Origin of the sequence: Planococcus wigleyi (genome assembly GCF_014836985.1) — a bacterium.
Lineage (GTDB): Bacteria > Bacillota > Bacilli > Bacillales_A > Planococcaceae > Planococcus > Planococcus notacanthi.
On record NZ_JACSPU010000004.1, the window covers coordinates 92,466 to 107,377 of the forward strand.

19 protein-coding genes are annotated in these 14,912 nt (G+C 42.7%); 3 read left to right on the top strand and 16 right to left on the bottom strand.

Annotated elements, in window-relative coordinates:
* The first annotated feature begins 137 nt into the window (after positions 1-137).
* Positions 138-350, top strand: a complete 213-nt coding sequence (locus tag H9630_RS11825; RefSeq protein WP_191715692.1) for a hypothetical protein — start codon at positions 138-140, stop codon at positions 348-350.
* A 74-nt stretch (positions 351-424) separates the two neighbouring features.
* Here the strand turns inward: H9630_RS11825 and H9630_RS11830 are convergent, their stop codons facing one another.
* The 8 genes from H9630_RS11830 to H9630_RS11865 all read right to left on the bottom strand — a co-directional run bounded on the left by H9630_RS11830 (position 425) and on the right by H9630_RS11865 (position 5,136).
* A complete protein-coding gene (locus tag H9630_RS11830) occupies positions 425-886 on the bottom strand; it encodes a hypothetical protein (protein ID WP_191715693.1) in 462 nt (153 codons plus the stop codon).
* A 132-nt stretch (positions 887-1,018) separates the two neighbouring features.
* Positions 1,019-1,369 (bottom strand): hypothetical protein, encoded by a 351-nt coding sequence (locus H9630_RS11835; RefSeq protein ID WP_191715694.1) that lies wholly within the window; start codon positions 1,367-1,369, stop codon positions 1,019-1,021.
* Between the two features lie 133 nt (positions 1,370-1,502).
* Positions 1,503-2,504 carry a S66 family peptidase gene (locus H9630_RS11840; protein WP_191715695.1) on the bottom strand — a complete coding sequence of 334 codons (1,002 nt, stop codon included), beginning with the start codon at positions 2,502-2,504 and terminating at the stop codon, positions 1,503-1,505.
* Between the two features lie 20 nt (positions 2,505-2,524).
* Positions 2,525-2,989 (bottom strand): GNAT family N-acetyltransferase, encoded by a 465-nt coding sequence (locus H9630_RS11845; protein WP_191715696.1) that lies wholly within the window; start codon positions 2,987-2,989, stop codon positions 2,525-2,527.
* A gap of 55 nt (positions 2,990-3,044) precedes the next feature.
* Entirely contained in the window at positions 3,045-3,869 is an 825-nt protein-coding gene (locus tag H9630_RS11850) for a hypothetical protein (RefSeq protein ID WP_191715697.1), read from the bottom strand.
* A gap of 57 nt (positions 3,870-3,926) precedes the next feature.
* Entirely contained in the window at positions 3,927-4,379 is a 453-nt protein-coding gene (locus H9630_RS11855) for a VOC family protein (protein WP_191715698.1), read from the bottom strand.
* A gap of 248 nt (positions 4,380-4,627) precedes the next feature.
* A complete protein-coding gene (locus H9630_RS11860) occupies positions 4,628-4,930 on the bottom strand; it encodes a hypothetical protein (RefSeq protein ID WP_191715699.1) in 303 nt (100 codons plus the stop codon).
* 2 nt (positions 4,931-4,932) lie between these two features.
* Complete coding sequence (locus tag H9630_RS11865) at positions 4,933-5,136, bottom strand: helix-turn-helix transcriptional regulator (protein ID WP_191715700.1); 204 nt, start codon at positions 5,134-5,136, stop codon at positions 4,933-4,935.
* A gap of 396 nt (positions 5,137-5,532) precedes the next feature.
* Between H9630_RS11865 and H9630_RS11870 the strand changes: the two genes are divergently transcribed.
* A complete protein-coding gene (locus H9630_RS11870) occupies positions 5,533-6,150 on the top strand; it encodes an NUDIX hydrolase (RefSeq protein WP_191715701.1) in 618 nt (205 codons plus the stop codon).
* A 212-nt stretch (positions 6,151-6,362) separates the two neighbouring features.
* On the opposite strand, the gene H9630_RS11875 is transcribed toward H9630_RS11870, so the two are convergent.
* On the bottom strand, positions 6,363-6,806 hold the full coding sequence (locus H9630_RS11875) for an Lrp/AsnC family transcriptional regulator (protein ID WP_191715702.1): 444 nt from the start codon (positions 6,804-6,806) through the stop codon (positions 6,363-6,365).
* Positions 6,807-6,924: 118 nt separating this feature from the next.
* Between H9630_RS11875 and H9630_RS11880 the strand changes: the two genes are divergently transcribed.
* On the top strand, positions 6,925-7,485 hold the full coding sequence (locus H9630_RS11880; protein ID WP_191715703.1) for a cysteine hydrolase family protein: 561 nt from the start codon (positions 6,925-6,927) through the stop codon (positions 7,483-7,485).
* Between the two features lie 188 nt (positions 7,486-7,673).
* On the opposite strand, the gene H9630_RS11885 is transcribed toward H9630_RS11880, so the two are convergent.
* The 7 genes from H9630_RS11885 to H9630_RS11915 form a co-directional block, all read right to left on the bottom strand.
* Positions 7,674-8,027, bottom strand: a complete 354-nt coding sequence (locus H9630_RS11885; RefSeq protein WP_191715704.1) for a hypothetical protein — start codon at positions 8,025-8,027, stop codon at positions 7,674-7,676.
* Between the two features lie 62 nt (positions 8,028-8,089).
* Positions 8,090-8,359: a 30S ribosomal protein S14 gene (gene rpsN / locus H9630_RS11890; RefSeq protein ID WP_191715705.1), complete on the bottom strand. Its 270-nt coding sequence runs from the start codon at positions 8,357-8,359 to the stop codon at positions 8,090-8,092.
* 57 nt (positions 8,360-8,416) lie between these two features.
* Positions 8,417-8,566, bottom strand: a complete 150-nt coding sequence (gene rpmG, locus H9630_RS11895) for a 50S ribosomal protein L33 (RefSeq protein ID WP_191715706.1) — start codon at positions 8,564-8,566, stop codon at positions 8,417-8,419.
* A gap of 3 nt (positions 8,567-8,569) precedes the next feature.
* Positions 8,570-9,703 (bottom strand): GTP-binding protein, encoded by a 1,134-nt coding sequence (locus H9630_RS11900; protein ID WP_191715707.1) that lies wholly within the window; start codon positions 9,701-9,703, stop codon positions 8,570-8,572.
* A gap of 241 nt (positions 9,704-9,944) precedes the next feature.
* Positions 9,945-11,540, bottom strand: coding sequence for a sensor domain-containing diguanylate cyclase (locus tag H9630_RS11905; RefSeq protein WP_191715708.1), 1,596 nt, complete (start codon positions 11,538-11,540; stop codon positions 9,945-9,947).
* A gap of 238 nt (positions 11,541-11,778) precedes the next feature.
* Positions 11,779-12,996, bottom strand: a complete 1,218-nt coding sequence (locus tag H9630_RS11910; protein WP_191715709.1) for a Bcr/CflA family efflux MFS transporter — start codon at positions 12,994-12,996, stop codon at positions 11,779-11,781.
* A 149-nt stretch (positions 12,997-13,145) separates the two neighbouring features.
* On the bottom strand, positions 13,146-14,858 hold the full coding sequence (locus H9630_RS11915; RefSeq protein ID WP_191715710.1) for an SMP-30/gluconolactonase/LRE family protein: 1,713 nt from the start codon (positions 14,856-14,858) through the stop codon (positions 13,146-13,148).
* Between the last annotated feature and the right edge of the window lie 54 nt (positions 14,859-14,912).

The following is a 14,912-nucleotide window of genomic DNA, read 5'->3' on the forward strand; positions in this document are numbered from 1 at the left end:
CATTCAGAATTCTTAAAAAATATTATTCATTTCAGGTATACTAAAGATAATTATCCTAAGCTAGTCCAACTTAAGGATTCAGAACTAGTAATTTTGAGATAACTACTCTTTGTATGAGAGAGAGGGGGAGCGTTGGTATGTCGAGACTAGATAATTCTCGTTGGAAAATGAGTATGGCTGGCTTTACTGCGTTTGTTTTAGCTACTATTTTCTTTTTAATAACGGGGCCTAATATACCTGGAATACTTGGCTTTTTAATATCCGCAATAGTATTGTTCATTCTAAATGCTGTTTATGTTTTATATACAAACAAGAAATTAAAGAACACAAAAAAATCAAATATAGACTAACTGTTAAACATTTGTTTTCTCTTAATTTGAATGTAACTTAATTACCATTAAGTTACATTCAGAATTCACATTACTTACAAGTTTTCTTCATTGCTAATTACGCCATATCGTTGCTCTTTGCCCATCCATTGGCTAACACCGCGCCAGTGGAGCTCTTTAGCAGAGATCCAGCTTACAGGATGAAGAAACGGGTAATTAATTTGCCATTCTTCATCCTCTGCCCAATAGAATTGTCCTTCTTCTAGTACTAGTTTTGCTCCATAGATGATTGAGTCCTGGTCTTCTGAACGTGGTTGTATATGAAAGTGAGTGACCCCTTTAAAGAGCAATTCGATGGCCGAGGGATCTCGGTCTTGTCTTTGGAATAAAATACGGACGCATGTATCTAGATTGACCGACATACTCATGGAGAGGTCTTCATCAACGAAAGTCTCCGTCGACATATAAAGTTCTTTCAAACAGCTGTCGTGAAATCCTCCGAAGAGATCCATGAAATTTTCAATGTCTGTAGAGCTATTAATCTTATTCCAATTCACTACATCCCATCCTTTTTAGCAGCATGATTAATTACCGCGTGAATACTCATTTTCTAATGTTTTGAATGTAACTTAATTCACAATAAGTTACATTCAAATCAAAGAATTTATAAAACTAAAGTTGAACTGAAATTACTTTGCAGCATCGTTTTTGTTATATAAATCTTTGTAACTAACGACCAGAAGAATGAATACGAATACCAGGACCATAAAACTTCTGGCATTGAATCCATCAGTCGCTGAAGTCTCATCAAGTATAATGCATACCGATATACCTAAGATGCTAATGACACCAAAGAAAATAAATAAGGGCTTCTTTGATGAGAAATACTCTTGCTTCACTTCAATTACTAAATAAACGAGTGCGAAGATAAGTGAAGCAATACGAGTGAGAAATAAATATTCATACTGAAGAAAAAATGTTGCAACTAAAAAGCCGATCAATGCCAAAATCACGATTATAGAACCTATATTTTTTTTCATCACAAACTCCTTAAATGTCATTCATGCCTAAACGATATGCTTAATATTTTAACTGATTTCAAATGGAACTTAACTGCACATACGTTAGATTCGTTTCCCTGTGTTATAGCCATCTATTTATATGAACTAAAATCTATAAAATCCACTGTTCCATAATTTGAACCGTCTTTTCCGTCGCATTTAAAGTAATCGTCCTCCCAATCGGCAACGTCAACATAGGATGGGTATGCGCGCAATCAAAGTCAGCCAGTATCGGTATATCCTTGTCCCCTAGAACTTCAAGCAAGATTTCATACGGCTTCCGCCCCGTGCCTTCATCGTCAAATAATTCGTGCTTTCCGAGTAAGATTCCCGATACGCGGTCAAATACGCCATTCACTTTTAATAAATTGAAACTTTTTTCTATAACAGAAGCTGATTTCATGGAATCCTCTAAAAACAAGATATCTCCATTTTCGATAGACGGCATATACTTGCTTCCCCAAAAGCCCAACAGGGTATTTAAATTCCCGCCAATCAACTTACCTTTTGCTTCCCCTTCATTTACACAGATCCAGTCATTCGTGCGCTGTTCCTTCTCTCTTTCTTTGACTTCCCAGTTCACCGGCTCATCAGACCAATACGGAGGCATCGGAATAGCAAAAGGCACTTGTTGTTTTTTCACTAGCATTTCGGAAAAGTATTCATATGTATAGTTCAGAAAAGGTTCATGCTCTCCGAACGAAGATACAAGAGCTGGACCGTAGAAAGTAGGAATCCCTGTTTGTGCATAGATGCCCAATAAAATTGCAGTTGCGTCAGAATAGCCAATCATTATTTTAGGATGTTTCATAAAAGCTTCGTAATCTATATAGGGCAAGAGGGCATTCGAATTAGTTCCGCCAATCGTCGAGATGATGCAGCTGATTTCTGGATTTTGAATTAGCTCATTCAACTCGCTGACTCGTTCTTGAATAGTACCCGAACGATAAAAGTCCCGTTTGCCTGTTAGACTGCCTTCCACAATTTCAAAACCTTTTGATTCAAGAAATTTTTTTGAACGTGCGTAACGAATGGGTGAAGAATGGGTGATGGGAGAAGACGGTGAAAAGATGCCAATCTTATCTCCCTTTTTCAGTCGATTCAATAATGTCATATAGCGACTCCTTCTATTTTTTATGCCTGCACCTGTTTTGAAAAATAACTGCGTTCTTCATCTTTCCTCTCCAATTGATACCCATAATTTTTATAGAATTCAATGGCACTGTGCCAATCATTATTGGTTTCTAATACAATCCGTTCATATCCAGCCTTACTTGCGCTTGTCTCCAACGTTTGAATCATTAATTTAGCTAAGCCCGCACTTCTATAGGATTTTTTCACAGACATACGCTGAATCCGTCCAGTTTTGGACGTTTCTCTGGTTGTACAGACCATGGTATTGTTGTGGAGGCCGACTAAAAACAAATCACCTTTTTGGCTATAGTTCTGAATTATATTGGTTAAATCCGAATTATAAGATGGATCAAGAAAACCGAATCGCTCTTTTAATCCTTCCAGAATCAGTAGTCTTGCTTCCTCTTCATGCTGATCCGTTATGGGTATGATGTGTATGGACTGTTTAAGATCTATCTCGCTCATGTGGTGTCCCTTTCTTTTTAGCAGGCTTGGAAATACATTAAAGACTATATATTTATTACGTACTGAAGAGCGAACCATTCAAGGCATCCACATATCTTTTCGCTGATTTTTGAACAGCTTCTCCTGCATCTTCCCGTATAACTCGATGAAAAGCATCATATAGCCGATAAAACTTGAGTTCATTTAGCTGAGCAGCCATTCCTTCAACGGTAAAGGCAGGCAATGGAATGAAGTTGGGATAGCTATACATGAAACTTACCCAGTGCCGGTCTGCTACAACGCGTACAATGTCCCCTGTCAGTAAAACACCCTTTTGGCTAAATCCTTCTTTCCATTCCAAGACAGTTGCCCCTTTGAAATGACCACCTATACGATGGAGAAACAATCCGGCGGCTAATTCGAGTGAATCTCCTGACCAAAAGATGATTTTTTCACTTGTTCGGGTCACCCATTCCTGATCGTCTTCGTGTATATAGATTGATGCATCGAAGGCTTCAGCCCATTCCACTTGAGTTGAATAATAATGGGGGTGTGATAGCGCAATGGCATCAATTCCACCTTTTTCCGTTATCATGTTGATTGTCTCGGAATCGATGTACGTTATGCAATCCCATAATAAATTGAAATTTTTACCTTGAACTAAATAAGCTGTTTGGCCAATACCAAAACTAGGTGAGGTGGAGATACTAAAGAGGCCTTCTTCTTCTAAAGAAAGCACATTTTTATAATTTCCGGAGTAAATCATTTCTTCCAAAGTTATCCAAGACTGACCCTTTGGATTAACATATTGCCTTTCTTCGGTACAGATTGAGCAGTTGTTTGGCACTTCTGCTGAGCTTGCAGTTTGGACACCACAGGTAGTGCAAATGTAATTTTTCATATTCCCCATCCTTCTAACTTAGGTATGTTATGTACTTGTAGTGAAGCATCTACAGTCTTAAGTGGTAGTCCACTCTGTCAACGACATCATTTCGAATCGCTCTTTGGCATCTATTTTCAATGGCGTGATCAATTCAAGTGAGTTGCCGTCTGGGTCGTGGAAGTAAATGGCGCCATGGGCATGCGGAAAATTTGGCAATACCAACGGCTGATGTTCAGGAGAAAATCCGAACGCTGTTCTGATGGGTATTCCTTTTTCTTCAAGCCATTCTTTGACCTTGTGTATCTCCTCACTCTCCACTTGGAAAGCGACATGCCTGAGCGATGGATGGTAAGGTGTCTCCACTTTATCCGTTTCCCATAAGCCCAACCAACTGCGTCCCTTTTCAATCCAGAAAAAGACTAAGGTCTCGTTTTGAAAAGCTATTTCTAGCCCCAAGCTTTTGTAGAACTCGATGGATACTAAAAGATTCTTTACCGGCAGATGCGCTTCATACAGCCCTTTGATCATTGCTCTTCCCCCCTCTCCATTCGGAAATCTTAAAGCAGTTTATGATTGAGTGTCCCTTGTGTTGTATACTACCAATATCATACAATTCTGAAGAATTATGTACCTCGTCCAAAAGGATGAATATTTCGTATTGGGAGAGTTATTTGCAGGAATACTAAATAAAGATTTTTCTAAGGTAGTCTTGCTTGCAAAGAACAGAAAAAAGGAGAGCTGATGCCATTCAAAGCGCATTTACTCTCCTTTCATATTCAAAGTTTGAAATTATAATAAAAAGTTGAACAGGTCCAACCAAATAAATGAATAAGTAATAGTATGCTCAATAGTGGCAAAGCAGCTAGCTGAACACCCAAAAGCAATAATACGAACAATGCATACATGGAAATTAACGTTATTTTCCAGGCGCTTGAAAAAGATCTTGTCATAATACTTGCATACCTCTCATCAAGGCCCCTGTTTTCTGCTGCTTTCTTCCGTCCCCACCATAGTCCCAAAAGTCCTCCAGAAGCTCCTACCAATAGACCCGCAAATCCTAGGATTTGATCCCATTCCATCTCTATTCACTCTCCTTCTCAAAAATAAATACATCTTCAATACGAAGTTGAAATAACTTAGCTATTTTGTACGCAAGTTCCAAAGAAGGTTTATACCGGCCATTTTCGATCGAAATAATTGTTTGTCTTGAAACGCCCAGCTTTTCAGATAGCTGTTCTTGTGTAAAACCGAATGACGCTCTCAGTTCTTTAATGCGATGTTCCATATCTTCCCTCCTAAGTAAAGCTACCTTTACGTAAAGTATACTTTACTTCCTGCCTCGTGTAAAGCCCCCTTTACATAAACATAATATATCTTCAAATGAAATCAGTTAAATGGAAAAACCAAGAGAACTCATTTAGGATAATTAATAAGCAAACAATTCAAACTAATAAGTCCTAATTTATTTTATGAAGTGAATTTTAAAAGCCAAGGATGGTGGTTATCATAAAAGCGAATGATTTTAATAATGCGTTAGCAAAAACATCGCCTGTCAGCGGTAAACCTTATCAACCCGTCTTCAGGAACTTCAATCAACCCATATTCACTTTGGAGAAAACCCAAGCTATTTTTTATCCAACAGTCTCTGAATCCCCGGCATCACCAGAGGGAGGTGCTCTTTATGAGTCTTAAATGGTTGGAATGGGCTAAGCGCATCCAGTCGCTTTCCCAATCAGGGCTGACTTTTTCGAAAGATGTCTTCGATTTAGAGCGATTTGAAGAATTGAGGCAAATCAGCGTGGAGATCATGGAGGAACACACAGGCGTTGAAATGCAAAAAATCAAAGATCTGTTTGCTACTGAAAAAGGCTACCAGACGCCCAAAATGGACGTGCGGGGAGCTGTCTTCCACCAAGGGAAAATTCTCATGGTGAGGGAAAACATCGACAATAAGTGGTCTTTGCCCGGAGGTTTTTGTGACGTCGGCTTGTCGCCTGCTGAAAATATTGCCAAAGAAATCCAAGAGGAATCGGGCTTCATTGTGGTTCCGACAAAAATGCTGGCCCTATTGGATATGAACAAGCATCCCCACCCCCCTCAGCCTTTTCACTATTACAAGCTCTTTATTCAATGTGAAATCGTGGGTGGCGAAGCGACGAATGGAGTAGAAACTAAGGGCGTGGAATTCTTTCCTGAAGACGGTTTGCCTGAATTGTCAGTGAACCGAAATGTGGAATCACAGCTTCAACTGCTCTTCGAATTCGAACGAACCCCAACAAAGCCAACTGTATTTGATTAAAGAAATAATGCATAATAAATAAACACTTACCCGTTAGACTCTCGAACATGACCGCCGAGTAAACTGTACAAGCTTCGAAAAAAACCTAAAGAATAGTTCCAAGAATTAGCAAAGACTGAGATCCTTGATTAAACAAGAATTTCAGTCTTTAATAAATGGATTATGAAAAGTTAGTCATTTTTTATGCCAATATGCGGACAGTAAAAACGGAACTATTTGTAATCAACTATTGAAATCCGTTGTTTGATCTCTTTAATGGACAGGTACAAAGTGTAATTCCCATAATCGAGAATGGCATTCAAGAGCAGATTTAATTGTTCTTGAGAAGCCACTTTGATTTTTAAATGGTAGCAGCCTTCCCCCGATACCCGGTGCGCTTCAACCACCTCTTGTCGTTCGTTGATAAAGTCGTTGAACTTCTCATGGTTGGTTGTTTTCATGTAAATGATCATGAATGCCGTATAAGAAAATCCCAGCTTCATTTCATCAATTATCAGCGAATAAGCTTTGATGACTCCGTTGTCTTCCAGTTTTTTGATGCGGTTGCCTACTGCCTGTCCTGTCATATGGATTTTTTCGCCCAAGTCTTTCCATTGAATCCGTGAGTTCTCTGACAGTAAGCGAAGGATTTGAAAATCAATATTGTTGAGTTCCATAGTCGATTCCTTTCATGGTGAAATGATATAAGGCAAAAGTAATTCATCAGCCTATCGATAATAATATAGATTCTGTATATGATGAACATGTAGGAAAAACGATGAACGGGGTGGAAAAATGAGCACAGCATTAATACTTGTCGATATTCAAAAAGACTATTTTCCAAATGGAAAGATGGAGTTGAGCAATCCTGAAAGCGCAGCTGCCAATGCGGCTAAAATTCTGGAATGGTTCAGAGAAAACCAGAAAGAAAACATTATTCATGTTCAGCATATAGCAAGTTCCCCTGCAATGGGCTTCTTTCTTCCAGAGACAGAAGGCATTGACATCCATGAAGCGGTTCAGCCGTTGGAACACGAAAGGGTTATTGTTAAACATTTCGCGAACAGCTTTCTGCAAACAGAATTGGAAAGCCAATTAAAAGAAAAAGGCATAACCAAAATCGTCGTAGCCGGAATGATGACACATATGTGCATCGACGCAACGGTCCGTGCGGCTGTCGATTTGGGCTATGAAACAACGTTGATTGAAGATGCTTGCGCAACAAAAGAGTTGGCATATCAAGATAAAGTCGTTTCAGCTAAAGAGGTTCATTATGCGTTTGTCGGTGCACTCCAAGGGATGTATGCGGAAGTTCTCTCGACTGAAGCATTTCTGCAACAGGCAGCCACAACTTGATTAATCGGCTGCTTTCAATATAGATGGAAACTCATTTTTCTACAAGTTTCCATCTTTTCATTCCTGAGCGGCCACATTTCACGATTCATGCAAAAAGAGAGAAGATGGGCTCCAATAGCCTCTTCTCTCTTTTTGTTGTTAAACAGCGTCGATCATGTTCACTATTTTCTTCCTAAATCGAACCCGGTTTAGTTAAGAAATAAAAACACTCGTTTATTGTCATCCTTGTTAGAGGATTGACTAACAGCATTGGAATAATCGATCCATTTCACTTTTTTGCATCGAATGCTTATTTTTTCATTCAGTTCTGTTTCAATGTCATTCATTGATTGAAGCAGTTGGTCATAAGACAAATTGAAGCGTTTTGCTGCCAAATCGTAAGGGGAATGCTGCACCAAAAGCTGTCGGAATTCATCGGCTGTATTGGCCTTTTGAGCCAAACTGTCTTCTGAATCAATCACGAATTGATAGAGGCGCCTCTTTTTTTCTGAGAGTTTCGCTACCTCACTTCTCAATAAAAATTCCATTAACCGTTCGTTCACTTCCCACACCTCCTTGATCCGCTTCCCTATAGATTCAATCGCAACTCCAGGATTATCTAGGATTACCAGCTGGATTTTTTCACTCCTGGAATTTGGCCTTTATGGGCAAGTTCCCGAAAAGCGATGCGGGACAAACCAAACTTCCGCATGTAGCCCCTGGGTCTCCCCGTTAAAGCACAGCGGTTGTTCAGACGGGTTGCTGCAGAGTCTTTCGGCAATTTGTTTAAACCTTCGTAATCCCCTTGTTCCTTCAATTGTTTTCGCAGTTCTGCATAGTGCATGACGAGTTTGCGTTGTTTATTATTTTTTGCGACTTTAGATTTTTTAGCCATTTGGTTTCCTCCTTCATCTTACCAAAAATACACATGATGTGTAGCCCGACAGCAAACTTATTTGGTTTCCCGGTGCAACGTCACTTTCTTGAGGCGCGGGCTGTATTTCTTCATTTCAAGGCGTTCGGGGTTGGTGCGCTTGTTTTTAGTCGTTATGTAATTGCGGTCACCGGTTTCAGTGCAGGCTAATGTAATATTGACTCTCATTTTTCATTCCTCCATTCCATGAACCTCCATTTTAAAAGCGGGCAACGGATCAAAAAAGCTCATCCAATCCTGTTTCATTTCTTCTTCCGTAAGCAGACAAGCCGTCAAGGAGTCCGTAATTGCCTGTTGGTCCATCCTGATGCCGATCAAGACCAATTCCGTCATCTTCACTCCGTACTCTTCATCCCAAGACCCAGCTCTTTCAATGCTTAAGGAAGGACCTGACTGTGAAAGCAAAACAGCATCCTCGCTGCGTGTAGAAATCCATAAAAATCCTTTGGCGCGAATAGCTTCAATCGGCCATTCCCTGATCCAGTTCATCAATCGTTCTGGATGGAATGGTTGTTGGCTTCTGAAGACAAACGATGCAATTCCGTATTCCTCCGTCTCTGGGACATGTTCTTCATTCAATTCCTTAATCCACCCTGCCCCTTGGCTGGCCGATTCAAAATTAAACAACTTGGTATTCAGCACTTCGGCCAATTCGATTTCCGCATGTACGGTTTGCACAATTTTTGCTGCGGGATTGAGGGTTTTCAGGACTGCGTTCAGTTCTTCTGCTTTCTGTTCCGGAACCAAGTCAGTCTTATTTAAAATCAGCACATTGGCGAATTCGATTTGGTCAATCAGCAGATCAGCAATTTCCCGTTCATCGTCTTCTGTCGCGGCTTCTTTTCGGTCAAGCAGAGTTTCCCCTGAAGCGAAGTCCTGCCAGAACCTGTTTGCATCGACTACGGTGACCAACGTGTCCAACCTGCAAATCTCCGACAAATCGATGCCAATGGTCTCGTCCGCATACGTAAAGGTTTGGGCAACCGGCACCGGTTCACTGATTCCAGAAGATTCGATGACAATGCACTCAATGTCTCCCAGTTTCACCAGTTTCTCGACTTCCATGATCAGATCTTCCCGAAGCGTGCAGCAAATACAGCCATTCTGCATTTCCACTAATTTTTCATCTGTACGGGAAAACCCTCCCTGTTTCACTAATGAAGCATCAATATTTACTTCGCTCATATCATTCACGATCACAGCCACCTTCAACCCATCACGATTGTGCAGGATATGATTCAGCAAGGTAGTTTTTCCTGAGCCTAAAAAACCACTCAATACAGTTATCGGTATTTTGTTCTCCATTTATCCATCCCTTTCATCATGAAATGCTAAAAGTTCAACCTTTAAATAGTAATGGTTACGATTTAAATCATATCTCTTTGATATAAATAATTCAAGTACTTTTTCAAAAAAAGAAAAAAGAGGAAAAGCTACGGTGCTGTCCGCTGCTTTTCCTCTTGAAATTATAAGCAAGGCAATTCGAGATTGCCGGTACTCATTCCTGTTGATCAGTATGCTTATATGGCAGGTTCAGCCGAATCGTTCATCCAGGAACATCGGAAATCGTAATTCGGTTTCTTCCTTTGGATTTTGAATTATACAAAGCTTGATCCGCCATCTGAAAAAGTTCAGCCATTGATCGGGACTGTGTCGGAAACTCCGAGATTCCGATTGAAACCGTGACAGTTTTGTCGGGAATTAATGAGGTCTTTTCAATCTTTCTCCGAATCTGTTCCGCTGTTTGATAGGCTGCTAAACGATTGGTTTCCGGTAGAAGGAGGACAAACTCTTCCCCTCCATAGCGGAAACAATAATCATCTGGCCGGATGATTTTTTGAACCACGGCTGCCAGCTCTTTTAAGGTTTCATCCCCTTTTTGATGGCCATAGGAGTCATTGATCGACTTAAAGTGGTCAATGTCCAAGACAAGCAAAGAGAAAATCCGGTCCTCGCTGGACCATTCAGTCAGCACTTCATCCAATTTTCTTCGATTGGGTAACCCGGTCAGCGTGTCTGTTAGGGCAGACTCCGTGAGCCGTTGGTTATTCCTTTCGAGTGTTTCAAAAGCAACAGCGACACTTTTCGTCAGCAGATCGGCCTCACGGTTCCAATGAGGCTTTATAAGCGTTTCTTTAAGCGGCTGGGACACGGTCTTCCCTTCTGCTAATTGATCCACCAAATTGCCTAAATGAGTAAAAGGGGCAGCCAATTTTCGCGCAATAAATACCGAAAGCAACAGGAGGAATAAAGACGGCAATAACATGTTTTTGAGCATTTGCAGCAATTGTTCAATTAACGAAGCCTGCAAAAATGAATAAGGAGTTTGCTGAACGATGCCCCATCCCGGTTCGGAAACATGGCTATAAGCAGCGAGCATAGGAACTCCTTTTGTATTGGTTACGTGCTCCATGCCGCTCTTTCCTTGTGTTAATTTGCGGACAACTGGATTTTCATAAACGCTTTCTCCGATTAAGTTGCGCTCAGGGTGAAACAGCAAGGTTCCTTTTGGTCCCACCACAAAGTAGTAAGAGCCATTTTGCTCCACGGCATCATTTCCAAGCAATTGATTCAACACATTTTCTTCCTGAAGAAAGATTGAACCGCCAATCATTCCCCTGTATGTACCATCTTTCGAGTAAATAGGCTGACTCATCAACATGATCAACCGGTTGGATAACCCTGTATAAGGGCTAGTCAGACTGGGCTCTCTTGCATCTAAGGCATCTTTTGACAGCCCAGGCGCAATGGTTTCTCCTTTTATTCCAATACTGACTGGACTAATCGCTCGAATCACACCCGTTTCGTCTATCCAGGAAAGGGAATTGAAATAACCGCTGCTCACCCGCAGAAGTTCTAAGCTTTCATGAATCTCTTCATCGCTCAAATTTTCATTCGCTTCCAAAAAACGGACGGTGGTTTCCAAATTGGTTCTCATGGAACCAAACAAGGATTCCACGGATTGGCTCATTTTTTCAGCTTTGGAATAATTTAAAGAAAGATAGGTATCAGTCAAAGACTCCTTGTCGGACTGATAGGACGAAATTGTAAGTATCAGTAAGGTTAGTACAACTGAAGCGGCGACAAGCGAGGTAAATAGTGTCGCTAAGTTCACTTTTCGTGAATTGAATAATTTCTTCATGCAGGTATTCCCTCCAAGAGGTTTGTTGAAAATCACTTATCCCATTATATCGGTTTTGGCATTCCAGTAATACAAGAAAAAGTAAAATAAATGGAAATAGTTAAAATTAATGGCAATATCGGGGCTACTCTCCTTAGAAAAGCGGTCTGATTCATCAATAAATTAGAAAACAGGAGCGGAAGAAAATTCATCCGCTCCTGTTTCAATTCAGCAAATCATATACTTCCTTGAATAAATCCTATTTTTTATTCAATGCTATTTTCTGCTTATGTCCCGTCAGTCCGAAAAAGGCAAGCATGCCAAGGACAGACGTGCCGAATAGAATCGCGCCCATCGGAACAGCCGAGGTTTCGTTGATGCCGACAAGCGGCGATACGAGAGCCCCGATAACCAACGGCAGCATGCCCACGACCGCACTGGCGCTCCCTGCCCGGTGCCCCTGGCCTTTCATAGCCAAAGTGAACGAACTGGTGAAGATCATGCCGATTGCGATCATGTAAATGAAAATCGACGTAACCAGTGAAGCAAGCGGTCCTTCAATGATGGTCATAACCAGAAGCACCAAAGTTGCAGTAAATGCGACAACGACTGCTCCCTGCAAAAGCCGATGCTCGGAAACGATGCCGCCGAACTTGCCGATGATAAAGCTCCCGATGATCATCGCGATTCCGTTGATCCCAAACAGCACACTGAAAGTTTGGGGCGAAACGCCGTAAATCTCCTGATAGACAAAAGGTGTTCCGGCAACGTAAGCGAAACTGCCGCCGTGGACTAAGCCGACCACGAGGGCATAGCCGATAAACGGGCGCTCCTTAAACAGGCTGCCCATCGTCCGGATGGAATGCCCGATGGAGCTTGGCATCCGGTCTTCCGGAGGCAATGTTTCCGGCAGCCGGAAGATGACCACAACCACCATGATGACACCGAGCAAGCCGAGAAAATAAAAGATGGTTTCCCAACCGGCAAACGGCAAAGCCAGAATGCCGCCGCCCGCTATTGGTGCGGCCATGGGAGCAACTGCGTTAATAACCATCAGCAGCGCAAAGAATTTCGTCATTTCACGGCCGGTAAAGACGTCACTGACTACCGCTCTGGAAAGGACCACCCCGCCTGATGCGGTAAACCCTTGAATAAAACGTGCAGCAATCAGCATTTCGATGTTCGGGGCCACCGCGCAGAGTACCGACGACAGCGCAAACAAGATCACCGAGATGATCAATGGTTTGCGCCTGCCGACCGCATCACTGAATGGTCCGACAACGATTTGTCCGGCGGCGAGTCCGATCAGACAAGCCGTCAAGCTGAGCTGGACAAGCGAGACATGTGCGTCCAGTTCATTTGCGATGGCCGGAAAAGCGGGCAGATACATATCGATATTCAGCGGCGCCAGAATGCCCAGCATACTGAGGATCAAGGCAAGTCCGAGCCGCTTTTTTCCTGTGGGGTTTTGCAACATATTCATTTAACACCTTTCGCTTCTAGTTAAATCCTTATTAACTATACAATATTCAGCCCGCAGGTGTAACAGGTGCTGCAAAACAATGGCTTTAATTGCTCATTTTTTTCTGCCATTTAAGATAAAGATTCGTCATAAACTGAAAAGACCTATTGTTTTTTAAAAGTAGGCAATTCTACTGCCAATAGTGCATCTTCTTCAATACTGGCGAAATACAGCATGCCACGCGACTCCGCCACTCCGGTCACGGCTTGATAATTCACTGACGAACTCTGCAGGTCGAGCAGGCAGTTTCCCTGTTCATCATAAAGCATGGTCCAGGCTGTTTTTGCGGCTTTTGGCTGCAGGCTTTCAGGCACTCGCCAAAGCAGCTTGCGCAACAACGCAGGCGCTGTGCCCAGACGGTCCAAAACAGCATTGCGGTTCGTCATCATAGCCACCCAGAACATGCCGTTTCTGATACAGGAGACATTATCCGGAAAGCCCGGCAAATTAGCGGCCAGGATTTCCCGTTTTCCAGTAAGCGCTCCACGTATCCATAGCCGGTTGAGCCGGTAACCGTCCGTTTCCGCAAAGATCACCGCTTGTTCGTCAGTAGTCAGTGTGATGCCATTGGCGAAATGCAAGCCTTCCAGAACGATGTCTACGCGGCCACTAGGATCCCGCCGGAATAGCCGCCCGGACGGACAGTGTTCCATCAGAGCGCCCCTATACTGCTCGAAATCATAGCGGCTGCTGGATTCCGTGAACCAAATCGTGCCATTCTTTTCGGCTGTGGCGTTGGAACAAAAACGGAGAGGAAATCCATTGACATATTGGACCAGCGTTTCAATCTCACCCGTCTCCATATTTAATCGAAGCAAACCCTTGTGTGCATCGCATATCAGCAAACGCCCATCCGCCAACAGTTCCAGACCTAAAGGACGGCCGCCGGTATCGCCAATGGTTTCTTCAAGATGCCGTTCCGGATCGATACGCAAAATGCGCCCATCTTTTACACCGCAAAGGATACGGCCTTGTTCGTCAATGACGACATCTTCCGGACCAAAGCCGCTGAGCGGAATGCGCCAGGCATGCGGAAAAGGTGTCCGACTGGATTTTTGTGCAGCACGCGGTGGAGCCGGAGGCAGTTTCCGGCGCACAGGCTCAAGAGCTGGTTTTGGTTCGGGTTTGATTTGCGGAAGCGTCGCCCTGCCGGCTTTAGTAAATACATAGGATCCGGCAACCGGGTAAGCATGCATCGCTGCACAGTATGTTACTTGTTCTTCGTGTGTCGCCAAAAAAGCGGTTGAACAGAGCGCTTTTTGAAATGCGGTGGCATCAGCCGCACCAAGAACCAGCACTGCTTCATACTCCTGACGTTCCTTTTGGGCAGGTTCAAAAAGTTGATAACGGACTTCTGAAAATCCGGATACTGCATTGAGTGAAGGTGCCAGACTCTTGGTAAGATATGACCGGAAATCCTTCAGCCGGACGTAAGGTTTTCGGCGGATTAACACAATTTGCCGATACCCTGTCGGTGACTGGCTAGTGGGATGCCGCAACGTTCGGCTGTTTTTCAAAGTGGCTTGAAAATGAATCGTTTCAGCAAATACCTTTTCTCCATACAGTTCGGTCAGTTTCCGGTGCTGTTTAGCTGCTTTGGCTTTTAATACATACTCTTCCATCCCATCAATTCGGTGTAGAGAGCTGATTGCTGTCTCGACTCCAGCCAGTTTTGGCCAAAGACCGGTTTGATTTGGATCAAAATGGTGCTGCCGGTATTCAAGCACTCCGCTAATCCGTGAAGCTTTTTGAGCATACGTACCACGCCAGTCATCGATCCCTTGTTTAACTTGAACATCTTCGCGTAAATAAACCAATGCCGAGACCGCTTCAATTTTTCGAATGATCCTCACTTCCGTTCTATTGTATGC

Excerpts from the sequence above, each read along its gene's own strand:
- H9630_RS11910 (WP_191715709.1), bottom strand. The coding sequence starts at position 12,996 with ATGTTGCAAAACCCCACAGGAAAAAAGCGGCTCGGACTTGCCTTGATC.
- H9630_RS11905 (WP_191715708.1), bottom strand. The coding sequence starts at position 11,540 with ATGAAGAAATTATTCAATTCACGAAAAGTGAACTTAGCGACACTATTT.
- H9630_RS11860 (WP_191715699.1), bottom strand. The coding sequence starts at position 4,930 with ATGGAATGGGATCAAATCCTAGGATTTGCGGGTCTATTGGTAGGAGCT.
- H9630_RS11850 (WP_191715697.1), bottom strand. The coding sequence starts at position 3,869 with ATGAAAAATTACATTTGCACTACCTGTGGTGTCCAAACTGCAAGCTCA.
- rpsN (WP_191715705.1), bottom strand. The coding sequence starts at position 8,359 with ATGGCTAAAAAATCTAAAGTCGCAAAAAATAATAAACAACGCAAACTC.
- H9630_RS11870 (WP_191715701.1), top strand. The coding sequence starts at position 5,533 with ATGAGTCTTAAATGGTTGGAATGGGCTAAGCGCATCCAGTCGCTTTCC.
- H9630_RS11825 (WP_191715692.1), top strand. The coding sequence starts at position 138 with ATGTCGAGACTAGATAATTCTCGTTGGAAAATGAGTATGGCTGGCTTT.
- rpmG (WP_191715706.1), bottom strand. The coding sequence starts at position 8,566 with ATGAGAGTCAATATTACATTAGCCTGCACTGAAACCGGTGACCGCAAT.
- H9630_RS11840 (WP_191715695.1), bottom strand. The coding sequence starts at position 2,504 with ATGACATTATTGAATCGACTGAAAAAGGGAGATAAGATTGGCATCTTT.
- H9630_RS11865 (WP_191715700.1), bottom strand. The coding sequence starts at position 5,136 with ATGGAACATCGCATTAAAGAACTGAGAGCGTCATTCGGTTTTACACAA.
- H9630_RS11880 (WP_191715703.1), top strand. The coding sequence starts at position 6,925 with ATGAGCACAGCATTAATACTTGTCGATATTCAAAAAGACTATTTTCCA.
- H9630_RS11855 (WP_191715698.1), bottom strand. The coding sequence starts at position 4,379 with ATGATCAAAGGGCTGTATGAAGCGCATCTGCCGGTAAAGAATCTTTTA.
- H9630_RS11835 (WP_191715694.1), bottom strand. The coding sequence starts at position 1,369 with ATGAAAAAAAATATAGGTTCTATAATCGTGATTTTGGCATTGATCGGC.
- H9630_RS11875 (WP_191715702.1), bottom strand. The coding sequence starts at position 6,806 with ATGGAACTCAACAATATTGATTTTCAAATCCTTCGCTTACTGTCAGAG.
- H9630_RS11845 (WP_191715696.1), bottom strand. The coding sequence starts at position 2,989 with ATGAGCGAGATAGATCTTAAACAGTCCATACACATCATACCCATAACG.
- H9630_RS11900 (WP_191715707.1), bottom strand. The coding sequence starts at position 9,703 with ATGGAGAACAAAATACCGATAACTGTATTGAGTGGTTTTTTAGGCTCA.